At 47.1% G+C, this 14,377-nt stretch carries 11 protein-coding genes and 1 pseudogene; 1 reads left to right on the plus strand and 11 read right to left on the minus strand.

Annotated elements, in window-relative coordinates:
• Positions 1–9: 9 nt before the first annotated feature.
• The 7 genes and pseudogenes from cls to arfM form a co-directional block, all read right to left on the minus strand.
• Positions 10–1,512: a cardiolipin synthase gene (cls, locus tag NYE53_RS18805; RefSeq protein ID WP_072175623.1), complete on the minus strand. Its 1,503-nt coding sequence runs from the start codon at positions 1,510–1,512 to the stop codon at positions 10–12.
• Between the two features lie 130 nt (positions 1,513–1,642).
• A pseudogene (locus NYE53_RS18810) lies at positions 1,643–1,899 on the minus strand (YitT family protein); the annotation flags it as partial.
• A 146-nt stretch (positions 1,900–2,045) separates the two neighbouring features.
• Complete coding sequence (gene narI / locus NYE53_RS18815) at positions 2,046–2,717, minus strand: respiratory nitrate reductase subunit gamma (RefSeq protein ID WP_024571808.1); 672 nt, start codon at positions 2,715–2,717, stop codon at positions 2,046–2,048.
• On the minus strand, positions 2,714–3,268 hold the full coding sequence (gene narJ / locus NYE53_RS18820; protein ID WP_339246168.1) for a nitrate reductase molybdenum cofactor assembly chaperone: 555 nt from the start codon (positions 3,266–3,268) through the stop codon (positions 2,714–2,716). Before narJ ends, narI begins: the two co-directional genes overlap by 4 nt.
• Before the next feature lie 25 nt (positions 3,269–3,293).
• On the minus strand, positions 3,294–4,757 hold the full coding sequence (narH, locus tag NYE53_RS18825) for a nitrate reductase subunit beta (RefSeq protein ID WP_014481212.1): 1,464 nt from the start codon (positions 4,755–4,757) through the stop codon (positions 3,294–3,296).
• Complete coding sequence (locus NYE53_RS18830) at positions 4,747–8,433, minus strand: nitrate reductase subunit alpha (protein WP_339246170.1); 3,687 nt, start codon at positions 8,431–8,433, stop codon at positions 4,747–4,749. The genes narH and NYE53_RS18830 overlap by 11 nt, the downstream gene beginning before the upstream one ends.
• A gap of 194 nt (positions 8,434–8,627) precedes the next feature.
• Positions 8,628–9,104, minus strand: a complete 477-nt coding sequence (arfM, locus tag NYE53_RS18835; protein ID WP_014478284.1) for a Crp/Fnr family transcriptional regulator ArfM — start codon at positions 9,102–9,104, stop codon at positions 8,628–8,630.
• A 143-nt stretch (positions 9,105–9,247) separates the two neighbouring features.
• On the opposite strand from arfM, the gene NYE53_RS18840 reads away from it, so the two are divergent.
• Positions 9,248–9,967, plus strand: coding sequence for a YwiC-like family protein (locus NYE53_RS18840; RefSeq protein ID WP_339246174.1), 720 nt, complete (start codon positions 9,248–9,250; stop codon positions 9,965–9,967).
• A gap of 32 nt (positions 9,968–9,999) precedes the next feature.
• On the opposite strand, the gene fnr is transcribed toward NYE53_RS18840, so the two are convergent.
• From fnr to NYE53_RS18860, 4 genes are all read right to left on the minus strand, one after another.
• The gene (gene fnr / locus NYE53_RS18845) at positions 10,000–10,716 is read right to left on the minus strand and encodes a fumarate/nitrate reduction transcriptional regulator Fnr (RefSeq protein WP_014481215.1); all 717 of its coding nucleotides are present in this window, start codon (positions 10,714–10,716) and stop codon (positions 10,000–10,002) included.
• Between the two features lie 98 nt (positions 10,717–10,814).
• Positions 10,815–12,002, minus strand: a complete 1,188-nt coding sequence (narK, locus tag NYE53_RS18850; RefSeq protein WP_339246177.1) for a nitrate transporter NarK — start codon at positions 12,000–12,002, stop codon at positions 10,815–10,817.
• Between the two features lie 135 nt (positions 12,003–12,137).
• Positions 12,138–13,808: an arginine--tRNA ligase gene (argS, locus tag NYE53_RS18855; RefSeq protein ID WP_015250994.1), complete on the minus strand. Its 1,671-nt coding sequence runs from the start codon at positions 13,806–13,808 to the stop codon at positions 12,138–12,140.
• The gene (locus NYE53_RS18860) at positions 13,805–14,233 is read right to left on the minus strand and encodes a DUF1934 domain-containing protein (RefSeq protein ID WP_003243604.1); all 429 of its coding nucleotides are present in this window, start codon (positions 14,231–14,233) and stop codon (positions 13,805–13,807) included. Before NYE53_RS18860 ends, argS begins: the two co-directional genes overlap by 4 nt.
• Positions 14,234–14,377: the final 144 nt, after the last annotated feature.

The raw sequence follows: 14,377 nt of genomic DNA on the forward strand, positions 1-14,377 counted from the left end.
TCTTTTTTCTTACAGAACACCTGAAAACAGGCGGGCAAATGACTCTTTTGTCCGGTCAGCCACGCCTCTTTTATAAAAGCCGACAGGGCTGAGCTTTTCACTTTCCTGCATATCCTCTTCAAAATGGGCCTCAAGGGTTCGGATCGCTTCGGCATCCGTGAAGAACACATTCACTTCAAAGTTGAGCTGAAAGCTGCGCATGTCCATATTCGCGGTGCCGACGGAGGCGAGATCACCATCAATGATCATGACTTTTTGATGCATGAAGCCTTTTTGGTAGGAGTACACTTCAATGCCCTCAAGAAGCAGCTCCGGGAAATAGGACCTCGACGCGTATTGGGTCAAAAAGCTGTCGTTCTTCTCCGGCACCATAACCCTTACCTCTACCCCCTTTGTCGCCGCTGCTTTTAGCGCCGTGCGAATGGATTCATTGGGGACAAAATAGGGCGTGGCGATCCATATTGATTTCTGCGCTGAAGAAATCATTTCATAATAAAGGTCGCTCATGCTTTCCTTCATGTCAGGGCCTGTCGCGACAATTTGATAAATGCCTCCTCCTTCCACGGGAACCGGGGTATTGTACTCCTCTTGATCAATTAGCACTTCATTGGAGACGTATTCCCAATCCAGCATAAAGATAGCGTGGAGCGTTTGCACAATTTCCCCCTCAAGCCGCAGGTGTGTATCTCTCCAAAATCCGATGTGCGGATCTCTGCTGATATATTCCTTCCCAACATTTAATCCGCCCACAAAACCGGTTTTCCCATCGATGATCACGATTTTCCGGTGATTTCTGAAATTCAGCTTCTGGTTGAAAAACCCGTATTTCAGCGGAGAAAACGGGACGATGTCCACCCCCGCTTGTTTCATTCTCATAATATCTCTTCTTGCCAGCTTCATGCTTCCTGCCGCATCGTATAAAAACCTCACCTCGACACCCTGGCGCGCTTTCTCCATCATAATGTCCATCATGCCGCGTCCGAGCATGTCTGATTTAAACATGTAGTATTCAATATGTATGTAAGATTCCGCTTTTCTCATTGCTTTGAAAATGTCCGGGAAGGTTTCTTCGCCGTTTTTCAGCACTTTGATGTTGCTTTTCGTATTGATATTCATATGGGCAGCCCTGATGGAATATGTAAAGAACCTCTCTTGATTGTCCTTCAGCCCTGTCACTTCGGGCGTTTCCTCCTTGTCAAACAGCTTCCTGAGCTTTTCCCTGTTGTACATTCGTTTTGTCTTAAACAGCTTTCCCTTTACATAAAGCTGTCCCGAAAACAGATAAAACACGTAGCCGGCGATTGGAAAAAAGACAAGAATATGGATCCATAGCAGCGTGTGCTGCGAGGTGCGGTTTTCAAGAATTAATGAATAGATACTGAACAAAATAATGCTTATATAGCAAAGCAATCCTCCGTAAAACTCAAGCCTGGAAACCGGAAAAAACCAAATGACATATGCCCCGATGAGCATCATATATAAAAAGAAAAATTCCAGTCTCCTTTTCAGCATCCTGATTCTCTCCAATCTGATTCAATTACCTCTGTATTACCTCTTTTTTCTAATCGATAAACCTTGTAAGTAAATAACCTCTCCGCCGAAGGAGGAGAGGTTTAGAAAAAACTAACTGTCAAGAAATTCATCCGCATCGTTTCTGCAGAAATAAAGCAAGACTATTGGCAACGCCGAGTGAAGCCTGATGCTACAACATGAGCGGCAGGCCGAACCCGCTGAGCACTCCGGCAAGCGCCGAAAAAGAGGCGGTGCTGTGACTGCAAATACGGTGGATAGAGTGAATTTGATACCCATTCTGATGGGCGAAAATATATAAAACGAGATATTGATCAGAAAGATATAAGGAGTTAGTCAGACTGAGTTATAATCTGCTGTTCCTCCGGTTTAAAATGAGTAAAATCCGTTTTATTCTTGATGTTATTTCCAAATATAAACACAACAGGATTCCCGGCCGCCCAGCCATTACCTTGGCAGTAAATATCTTATGTTTTCATCAAGATAAAAAAATCCCCCTCTTGCAAGGGGGATTTTCACGAGCGTTTCCGATATACAACATAGCTGCGGGTCAGATACTTGAGCGGCAGGCTGAACACGTGAACCAATCTCGTAAACGGCCACAGGATAAAAACGACGTATCCTATCACAATATGAAACTTAAACCATAGCGGGACACTCTCCATCAAAGAGGGGTCAGGCCGGAACAAAGCGATTTCCCTGAACCACGGTCCGACTGTTGTCCGGTAATCGAAGCCTTTCGAATCAATGTTGAGAAACGTGGCCGCAACGCCTGATAGCATCATGAACAGCAGCAGGAGGAGCGTAAGGATATCGGATGGCGAGCTCGTTTTGCGGATTCTTTTGTCAAACAGCCTTCTGTACGTCAGGATGACAAGTCCGGTACATGCCGCAATGCCCGCCGGCAAGCCAGCGCCAATCGCCATTTTGTGATACATATGCTCTGAAATGCCAAGGGAAGCATACACGCCTTCCGGGATCAGAATCCCCATGACATGCCCGCCGACAACGCACAGCAGTCCCCAGTGAAAAAGTGTGCTGCCCGCCGCAAGTTTTTTCTTTTCTAACAGCTCGCTTGATTTCGCCGTCCAGCCAAATTGGTCATGCTGGTAGCGGTAAATATGGCCGCCGATAAAGATTGTCAATACAATGTATGGCATAATACCCCAGAGGATCTGCCCGCTCATGCCTGAACAGCCCCTTCAACGCTTTCACGTACGCCGATGTTTTCAAGCGCGGCCAGCAGCACGTGCAGCAGTTCAGCGTATATACTGTCATTTTTTTCGAGACGGGATGCCAGCTCCTTCACATTGGACAGATATTTCTCAAACACGCTTCTCGCTGCTTCAATTTCTGCAGCCGCAGCAAATTCCAGCATCAGCGGCAGATAATCAGGCAGCTCTTTCTCTGTCGGCAGGAAACCGGATTGCTCGTATGTGTTTTTTAAATGCAGCAATTCAATGCCGCGTTCCCTTTGCTCGCCCGAGTTAAAGTAGGTGACATACATATTTGTTTTTTTCCCAAAGTCGAACGTATAGACATAGTGTTCAATCAGCGCTTCCGGTGAAAAGCTGACTGACGTCTCGAAAAAGTGCAGCAGCTTCTCCCGGATTTGCAGGTTGCTGATTTCATGGATAAGAGCCTTCCAATCAGGAATCTCAGCTCTCCACTCTTCATCCGGATAAGAGAGAAGAGAGGAAAGAGCGGAGAACGTAATTTGCCGGTCTGTGGTGTTCATCTTGTTACACCTCATTTATCAAAAGTTAGAAACAGGAGCCGGGGCCGCCTGAAAATGATAAGCCGCAGCTCCCTTGTTCAGCATATAAATCTGAAACTTCTTCTCGATGACTGCTCGGGATCACAAAGCGGTCATCATATTTGGCAATCGCCAGCAGCCGATACATATCTTCAATTTGCTGTTCTGTTAAGCCGACACTGGAGATCAGTTCCGGGTCGATTGATTTATTCGTCTGGATCGCTCTCATATACTGGCGCATGACAGACATTTTCTTTAACGTTGACCGAATATGATCCGTATCACCGGCCGTTAACAGCTGCGCCAAATAGTCTATCGGTATTCTCATTTGGTCGATAGCCGGAAAAATATCTTCCGCGGATTGCCGGCTGCCTTTTCCTTCAAAGAGATTCATAATCGGACTGAGCGGCGGAATGTACCACACCATTGGCAGCGTGCGGTACTCAGGATGAAGCGGCAGCGCAATCTTCCAGTCAATGATCATTTTATAGATCGGCGATTGCTGCGCAGCCTCTATCCATTCAGCCGGAATGCCTTGTTCTTTTGCCAGTTTGGCAACCTCAGGATCATTTGGATCAAGAAAAACGTCCAATTGGGAATGGTAGAGATCCTTTTCATTTTCAACAGATGCCGCTTCCTCCACTTTGTCCGCGTCATACAGCATGACGCCGAGGTAGCGGATTCTGCCAACACACGTCTCAGAGCAGATGGTTGGCAGTCCCGCCTCCAAACGCGGAAAGCAGAGTGTGCATTTTTCCGCTTTGTTCGTTTGCCAGTTAAAATAGACCTTTTTATAAGGACAGGATGAGACGCAATATCTCCATGAACGGCATGCGTTTTGATCCACAAGCACAATGCCATCCTCCTCGCGTTTATACATGGCGCCGGATGGACAGGAGGAAACGCACGCCGGGTTGATGCAGTGCTCGCAAATACGGGGCAAATACATCATAAAGACCTCATCGAATTCTGTTTTGATCGATTCTTCCATCTTTTGTACGTTGGGATCTTCAAGTCCCGTTATGTGGCCGCCCGCGAGATCATCCTCCCAGTTCGGTCCCCATTCGATATTCATGAAATCCCCCGTTAAGGACGATTTCGGGCGTGCTACCGGCTGGTGTTTTTTCTGCGGGCTGTTCGTTAATGTTTCATAATCATAGTTCCAGGGCTCATAGTAATCATCAATCGACGGCTGATTCGGATTATAGAAAAGGCCTGCAAGCCGATTGGTTTTCGAGCCCGATTTCAGCTCGAGCTTTCCTTTTTTCAATGTCCAGCCGCCTTTATATTTGTCCTGGTCCTCCCATTGCTTCGGGTAGCCGATGCCCGGCTTTGTTTCTACATTATTGAAGTACATATATTCCGCACCGGAACGGTTTGTCCACGTGTTTTTGCAGGTGACGCTGCACGTGTGGCAGCCGATGCATTTATCCAAGTTCATGACCATACCGATTTGCGCTTTAATCTTCAAGCCAATCGACCTCCTTCAGCTTGCGGATGACGACGTTCAGGTCGCGCTGATTCCCCGTTGGACCGTAATAATTAAAGCCGTAGCTGAGCTGGGCGTAGCCACCGATCATCTGTGTCGGCTTGACGTGAATCCTTGTCGGGCTGTTATGGGTGCCTCCTCGGTTATTCGTTAGCTTTGTGCCTGGCACGTTGATGTGGCGGTCCTGGGCATGGTGCATAAACGCCATTCCTTTAGGAATCCGATGAGACAAAACCGCTCTTGCGACGACAACGCCGTTTCGGTTGAAGCATTCAATCCAATCGTTGTCTTTGATATCCGTATCCTCTGCATCATCTTTATTCATCCATACGGTCGGTCCGCCGCGGAACAGCGTCAGCATCGGCAGGGAATCAAAATACATGCTGTGGACAGACCATTTATTATGCGGCGTCAAATAATTAAGGACGATTTCTTTTCCCTCTTGATCAGGCCGCTTGCTCAGAAACGGGCGATGCTGGAGGATCGGTTTGAATGTCGCCATCGTTTCACCGAATTCCATCATCAGTTCATGATCGACATAATAGGATTGTCTGCCTGTCAGCGTCCGCCACGGAATTAATTTTTCAACATTCGTCGTAAACGGCGAATACCTGCGCCCTCCTTTTTCAGAGCCGGAAAACGCTGGAGACGTGATCACCGTTTTCGGCTGGGCTGTAATTTGTTCGAACGTAAAGCATTCTTCCTCGCGTTCTTCCGCCAGGTCTTTCAGCTTCAGGTTCGTGATGTTTTCAAGTGATTCCCATGCTTTGACGGCGATTTTCCCATTCGAAGTGGATGATAGGGTTAAAATCGCTTCTGCAGCCTGCTTTGCTTCACTTATATTCGGACATCCCTTTGCGACACTGTCCGAGGTGATTTCTCCCAATCTCTGTTTGAGTGATTCATATTCATCGGCTATTGACCAGCTCATCCCTTTTGTTCCGCTCGGCTTTAAAGCAACGTTCGGACCAAGTGCAGTCATTTTATGAAAAATGTGTTTGTAATCCCGTTCAACGACTTGGATGTTCGGCATCGTTTTTCCCGGAATGGCTTCACATTCGCCCTTGCTCCAGTCATTGATTTTGCCGAATGGCTGGGCCAATTCCTGCATGGTGTCGTGGAGGAGCGGCGTCGCAACCACTTCTTTCACCGGCTCCATATCGACTTCTTCTGCCAGATCGGAAACGGCTTTTGACAGCGCCTTGAAAATATCCCAGTCTGACTTCGATTCCCACGGAGCCGAGATCGCAGGAGCAAATGGATGAATGAACGGATGCATATCTGTGCTGCTGAGATCGTGTTTTTCATACCATGTCGCCGCCGGCAGCACGATATCGGAATACAGCGCCGTACCGGCCATTCGGAAGTCAAGATTGATTAACAAGTCGAGCTTTCCTTCCGGCGCCTGCTCCCGCCATTTGATTTCTTCAGGGCGGATGCTGTCGCTATCGTCATTCATTAAACCGTTCGTCGTCCCCAGCAAATGCTTGAGAAAATATTCATGCCCTTTTCCTGAGCTTGAGATCAGATTTGCGCGCCATACGAAAAGATTTCTTGGGAAATTCACTTCATTATCAGGATCTTCAATCGCGAATTTCAGTTTTTTCTCTTGGAGCTGTGAGGCCACGTACGCACCTACGTCTTCGGGTGTTACGGCCCCTGCTTTTTCAGCTTCTTTATACAGATCGATGCCATTTTGATTGAAAGTCGGGTAAGACGGAAGCCATCCCAGCCGCGCGGCCAGCACATTGTAATCAGCGTGGTGCTTGTAGCGGGATGACGCAGCAATCGGCGATGCCAAATCACTGATCGGCTGGTCCTCATAACGCCACTGATCTGTCGCAAAGTAGAAAAATGAGGTGCCGTTTTGCAGCTTGGGCACGCCTTCCCAGTCCTTTGCAGTTGCAATCGTCTGCCACCCTTCAGCAGGTCGGAGCTTTTCCTGCCCCACGTAATGGGCCCAGCCTCCGCCGTTTACGCCTTGGGCGCCTACAAGTAAAACAAGATTTAACACCGCTCGGTAGATCGTGTCGGAGTTGAACCAGTGGTTAATGCCGGCCCCTACGATAATCATGGACCGGCCGTCTGTATCGATCGCATTTTGGGCAAACTCTCTGGCAATCTTAACGACAGCTTCTTTTTTGATTCCTGTCATTTGTTCCTGCCAGGCAGGCGTAAACGGCTCAGGATCATCATAGGAGACAGCCGATCGTTTACCGATACCCCGGTTCACGCCGTAGTTAGCCAGTATCAAGTCAAACACGGTCGTGATGTACGTTTCTTCACCGTTCAGGTTCATTTTTTTAATAGGAAGATCCCGCTCGAGCACTTTGTTTCCGTCATTTGAAAAATACGGGATGCGCACCGTGCCAATTTCGTCCTCTATTCCCAGCACAGAGAGACGGGGTTCAATCGGTTCCCCGGTTTCTTCATCAATCATGTGCAGGTTCCATTTCTGCTGCCCGTCCCAGCGCGAGCCCATTGTCCCTTGGGGTATGGCAAATGAACTTGTCTGTTCATCCCAAACCGCAGGCTTCCACTGATCATGCTTTGTCTGCCGCCCGATGTCCTTCGCATGCAGAAACCGTCCCGCTGTGTATACGCCGTTTTCTTTTGACAGGGTGACGAGAAATGGAAAATCAGTGTATTGCTTCGCGTACTCAATAAAACGTTCAGTTTCTTGGTTCACGTAAAATTCCTGCAAAATGACGTGACCCATCGCCATCGCAAGTGCCCCGTCAGTCCCTTGGCGAATACTCAGCCAGTCATCCGCGAACTTTGAGGATTCCGCAAAATCCGGACTGATCGAAATGACCTTAGCGCCTTTATAGCGGGCCTCCGCCAAAAAATGCGCGTCAGGCGTTCTCGTTAACGGAACGTTGGAGCCCCATGTGATAATATAGCCGGAATTGTACCAATCACTGCTTTCCGGAACGTCCGTCTGGTCACCCCAAATTTGCGGAGATGCCGGAGGAAGATCCGCATACCAGTCATAAAAACTGAGCATAGGGCCTCCGATTAACGACATAAACCGGGAGCCTGATGCATGGCTGATCATGGACATGGCCGGAATCGGAGAAAAACCGACGTTTCGGTCAGGCCCGTATTTCATCACTGTATACAGCAGAGAGGCTGAAATCAGCTTCAGCACCTCCGGCCATTCAGCGCGCACAAACCCGCCTTTCCCTCTCGCCTGTTTATAGGACTTCGCTTTTTCAGGGTTTTCGACGATCGATTTCCAGGCTTCCAATGGATTTTGATGTTCTTGCAGTGCCTCCCGCCATAAATTGATCAGTACACCGCGCACGTATGGATATTTCACACGGAGCGGGCTGTAGATATACCATGAAAAACTGGCCCCCCGCGGGCAGCCTCTCGGTTCAAAATCAGGCATATCCGGGCCTGTTGATGGATAATTCAAATTTTGCCCTTCCCACGTGACAATTCCGTTTTTGACATAAATATTCCAGCTGCAAGACCCTGTACAGTTAACGCCGTGGGTGGAGCGAACGACTTTGTCGTACTGCCATCTGTTTCTGTATACATTCTCCCAATCGCGATCTTCGCGGGTGGTTTGGCTATGTTTATTTGAATGGTGTTCGATAGGAGAGAAATAATTCAATCTCCTAAACAACGGACTCATTTTCTTTTTCTTCATGAGAGTTCACTCCTTCCGAGTCAGGTGATGCTAAGTTCACTATAAACAGAGACAGCGTGTTTCCTTGTGAACTATGTCACACACTCTGCTTTTTTCACAAAATGTTCACACAAAGGAGAAGGAAGGCTGCGTTCAGGCAGGACGCTTGGGTCATTAGCTGCCTTCCATTCAAAGATCAAAAAAACCGGCTCTATTTAAGAACCGGGCTCAGCGTTTTCATCCTGTGATGTATGCAGATACCGCAAAAATAATTGATAGGAACAAAAAACATTTTGCTGAAGCATAGCCAAAAAGTTCATTTGCAGCTGCGGATGATAAGACATCATTTTCTTAAATATGTAATATGGGATGTTGAGAATCAGAATGTCTGAAGTGGCATTGACTGAGATAAAGGGCGATAAATAAAGCCCGCCTTTTTCATCAATCGGAAACACATCGCCTTTTTCCCACAGCGCAACGGTTTTCGACCCTTCAGGGAGCCTGCTGTCCATGAAACGGACACTGCCTTTTAATACAATATAAACAGATTGAGAATGAAGAAAAGATGGAGACTGATCACATGAGCCGCGGATAAACGTGCCGTTTTTCAGCAAAGTTTCGACAATGGATAGAGGCACTTCATTAAACATAGGAAGTTGTTTCAGAAATAATAAATAGTCACACTGATTCATAGGAAAACCTCCTGTGCTAAGGATAGCTTTAGTGTAGCTCGACTGAGCCTGTACAGCAGTGATGTATTTCACAGCCTGTATGATGAATGTCACTTATCAGGAGGGTGACTGCATTTATAATGAAAGAAAAAAGGAGGATTTCGATGAAGGCGCTGATTCCGAAGCAGCACGGCGCGTGGGCGATGCTGCTGATCCCATATTTACTCGGCATGGTCAAGGGAGGCCCCGTTATTTGGCATATTCCGCTCTTCCTAGGCTGGCTTTTCCTATACTTAGCGGTTTATCCCGTTACGCTTGCCTTAAAAAAGAAACAAAGCAAACCATATCAAAAGTGGATGTGTTATTACGGTTTTCCCGCCTGCTGCTTTTTGATGATCTCGGTCTTTCATAAACCGCCTCTCATCTGGGTGGGCGTTTCTTTACTGCCGCTGTTTCTCATACATATGTATTTTGCCCGCAGAAAAAACGAACGAGCCCTATTGAATGATGTTGCAGGTGTCTTGTTCTTTTGTTCGGGCGGGTTTGCGAGCTGCTGGCTGGGGATGGGAACCCTCGACGGCTGGGCTTGGTTTATTCTCTTGCAGTCTGCTTTATTTTTTATCGGGAGTTCCTTTTATGTAAAATCGGTGATTCGTGAAAGAAAAAACAGGACATTTGCATACTGGTCATGGGGATATCACCTGCTGCTCCCCTTTTTATCCGCTCTTTTCGGAGCAGGATGGGCGTTTCTCGCTTTTATCCCGAGCAGCTTGCGGGCATGGTTTTTTCATGGAAGGGATTGGCCCGTAAAAACGATTGGCATTCTTGAAATCTTGAATGCCTGCTTCTTTCTTGCCGTCATGTGCCTGTTTATGACAAGGTAAAAAAAACAAGGACACCGCTGTCCTTGTTTTTTTCAGTCAATATTGCAAATCTCCAGCGGGCAATTTTCACACTCAATCTCACATCGTAAATAGTCCCGCTTGTGCAAAATAATTTTTCCGGATTCGTCTATCGAAATAACCCCTTTTTTGCGGAGATCTCCCAGCATACGGTTGATGCTTTCCCGTGCAGCCGCGCAAAACTTTGCCAAATCCTGATTTGTCAGGACAATGTTAATCAGAATGCCGTCGCTTCGCTCCACACCGTAGCTGTTTGATAAGCGGATAAGGGTGGAATAGAGCGCCCCCTTTTTGCCATGAAGAAGCAGATCCCTGATTTTGGACTGAATCTTCCGGAGGTGCGTGCTCATCCATTTCATGAACTCAAATGTCAAAGCGCCGTTTTGGATTAATTCTTTTTCCAGCTTATTTTTATTAATGACGAGCACCTCGCCATCCTCTAGCACTTTTGCACTGAGCATATACCTTGGTTCTTCAGTGAAAAGTGTTAATTCTCCGACGATATCATGCTTTTGGCAGATTCTAAGCGTCAGGTCTTTTCCGTCAGATGTCAGCTTGCCGATTTCAATGAGTCCTGATTGAATCAGATAAAGCTCTTCTGCATCCATTCCTTCCCGAAACAAATACGTGTGTTTTTCCATTTTTCTTTTCGTGCTGATCGATTCCAGCAATTCATGCAGATCGCTGGAAATAAGATCACTATCAGATGGTCGAACAGAGAGAAAATTCATGAGCTCACCTCGAAGAAAGTCACGTTGTGTGTTTATTGTAACGTGAATTGATTTGTACCCATCGAGAAAAAACTAACAATCTTGTGAATGCCCCAGTGTTAGTTGATGCTCTGGCTGTTTCTCTCCGTGTGTGTTTTCATTCTTTCCTGCCAATACATCCATATGACAAGGACAAAACTGGCTAACGCCACCTCTGAAAGCGCCATAAACCCGATCGCGTACTGGCCTGTTGCCTGAAATACACTCGCCAATATGAGCGGAGGAAAAAAGCCGCCTAATCCGCCCATGGCAGACACAATCCCATTGGCAATCCCCGCTTGCTTGGAAAAATAGAAAGGCACCAGTTTAAAAACAGTCCCGTTCCCTATGCCTGAGCAGACGGCCACGGTTAATGATCCAAACGTATAAAGCCCGATTGTCGGCGAGAACGATAGGATAATGCCTGATAATGTAAGCCCGGCAAAAACAAACATCAAGATGCGGAGCGGGCTCATTTTATCAGCCAGGAATCCGCCCGCAGGCCTGAGCAGCGTAGAAACCGCAATAAAGCCAGCCGTCCGCAAGCCGGCATCTGCAGGATTCAGCCCAAAATGCTCCACCAGAAAGTTCGGCAGATAGATAGTGAAGGCGACAAAGGCACCGAACGTAATAAAATAAAACAGGCTCAGAAACCATAGCACATGATTTCGGTAAACGGCTTTGATTTGAGTCTTAACAGAAACATTGACCTTCTTCTCATGCCTGTCGCCGAACAAAACGTGCAGTAAGGCAAAGACAGCCAGCAAAACCAGATACATCTGCACGGTTGATTTCCACCCGACGGCTTGAGCGATAACCGGCGCTGCAAATGTCGTAACGGCTGTCCCGATATTTCCTGCACCGTAAATCCCATTGACGACACCGTGCTTTTCTTTCGGATAATATTTCGGGAGGGAGGTCACCCCAATGGAAAACACCGCTCCCCCGATCCCTAAGAAAAAGCCGCCTGCGATTAAATCAAACAGAGAGTCCGCGATACTGATCCAAAATACAGGAAATAAAAGCAGGATGAAGCTGACCATAAACATGAGCCGCGCGCCAAACCTGTTCGTTAAATACCCTAAAGGAATGCGGAGAAGCGACCCGAGGATAACGGGAATCGCCGTCACCAAAGAAATCTCGCCCTTGCTTAAATGAATATCTAATGTGATTTGGGAAATGAGTGATGAAATCAGCACCCAAACCATAAACCCTGCCACCAAGCTTAATGACTGTAACGATAATTGAATGTGTTGACGGTTGATCATTTGGCTTGCCCCTTTCAATGATTCAATAATCAGTCTTATCATACAAAAACTCGGCAAACAGGATTGTGAATTACATCACACGTTTTTCTCATAAAAAAAGGACAAAGCCCGAAGACTTTGTCCTTTTGATCGTGATTACATTTTTTCCGGAGCCGATACGCCGATCAGCTGAAGCGCATTGTTCAGCGTAATTTGCGTTGCCTTCATTAAAGCCAGGCGCGCGCGGCTCTTCTCTTCATTTTCAGGGTCGATGACTTTCTCTGCGTTGTAGAAGCTGTGCAGAGCAGAAGCCAGATCATAAATATAGTTTGTGACACGGTGCGGAATTCGTTTTTCCGCTGCTTCCGCCACTGCCTCTGGGAAGCCGCCGATCGTTTTCAGCAGATCGTATTCTTTTTCTGATTGAATATGGCTGAAATCAAGATCTGCCGCCGGTTTAAGTCCCTGCTCTTCCCCTTGGCGAAGCATGCTGCAAATACGGGCATGCGCGTATTGTGCATAATACACAGGGTTTTCGTTAGATGTTGATACAGCAAGATCTAAGTCAAAATCCATATGGGTGTCCGCACTTCGCATTGCAAAGAAGTAACGAACGGCATCCAAGCCGACTTCTTCAATCAGGTCACGCATCGTTACGGCTTTACCGGTCCGTTTGCTCATTTTCATTTTCTCGCCGTTTTTGTAAAGGTGAACGAGCTGAATGATTTCTACTTCAAGCGTTCCTTTTTCATAGCCCAGTGCTTCGATTGCCGCTTTCATACGCGGGATGTAGCCGTGGTGATCGGCGCCCCAAACATTGATCAGCTTATCAAAGCCGCGGTCAAGCTTGTCCTTATGGTACGCGATATCAGGAAGCAGGTACGTGTACGTGCCGTCCTTCTTGATCAATACGCGGTCTTTATCATCGCCGAACGTCGTGGAACGGAACCAAGTCGCGCCGTCTTCTTCATAGACATGGCCTTTTTCGCGGAGCGCTTCAAGCGCCGTGTCGATTTTTCCATTTTGGTACAGTGAAGTTTCGGAATACCACACATCAAACGGCACACGGAAGTTTTCCAAGTCCTTGCGAAGCTTGTCCAGCTCGTATTTCAGGCCGTATTCACGGAAAAACGCGAGGCGTTCACTTTCCTCTTCGTTAACGAAACGGTCACCGTATTCCTCAGCGAGACGCTTTCCGATCGCAATGATATCCTCGCCGCGGTAGCCATCCTCCGGCATCGGTTTTTCCAATCCGAGCGCTTCAAAGTAACGGACTTCAACAGAAAGCGCCAGATTGTTGATTTGGTTTCCCGCATCGTTAATGTAGTATTCGCGGCTTACATCGTAACCCGCTTTTGAAAGCACGTTGCACAAGGAATCGCCGACAGCCGCCCCGCGCGCATGCCCGAGGTGAAGGTCTCCCGTCGGATTCGCTGATACGAATTCTACCTGAACTCGTTCACCGTTTCCGATGTTCGTTTCCCCATATGCTTCCCCTGCTTCCAGTACAGACGGAATCAGCTTTGTTAAATATTGATTGTTCATATAGAAATTGATAAAACCCGGGCCGGCGATATCCAGTTTTTCAATCGAAGCCTTTCCTTTATCAAAATGAGCGACAATCTCTTCAGCGATTTGACGCGGCGCTTTTTTTGCCACTCTTGCCAGCTGCATCGCCATATTCGTTGAGTAGTCGCCGTGTGTTTTATCTTTCGGTGTTTCTAAAACAACATTGGGAATCTGGCTTTCTTCAGCCAGTCCCGCTTTCAGAACGGCCGCTTTGATTTCTTCTTTCAGCACGTCCTTCATTTGTTCCGCAATGTTCATGCGTGAGTTCCTCCCTCATACGTGATCGTCATATTATGTAAATGCTCCTGCTCGTCTCCGACATGCATGTCATATGCGATGCTGATACGGCCTTTTTCTTCATCGAGATCAGATTGAATCGATTTTGTGCTTGTTTTCAGCTCAAGCTCACCAAATGACATTTTATATTTAGCAATTGTGGAAGCTCCCGTTACGAAACGCTGATTCATTTTGACAGCGCCTGACCTCATGACCAGGACTTCGCCTTCGCTTACTTTCACAATCGTTTTGACTTTGCCTAAGTCGTGTTCTTCATAATAAGATAGATACACTTTATTTTGTTTTACATAGTAAAATCCGGTGGTGCGGAATTCGATGACTTCTTGGTTTCCGTCATCCTCGATCACAGACTTCACATGGAGTGTTATCGGTGTCTCTTGCTTCATTCTGACACGTCCTTTTCATCATTCCACTTTGACTTGAATAGTATAATCATTCGGTTTGTAAACTTCAACTGCTTCTATCTTACCATCATTGCTCATCAGATTTGAAGATAAACCTCATAAAAAGCATTTCCTTATATAGAAGAG

It is taken from the genome of Bacillus sp. FSL R5-0523 (assembly GCF_037975295.1).
GTDB lineage: Bacteria > Bacillota > Bacilli > Bacillales > Bacillaceae > Bacillus > Bacillus subtilis.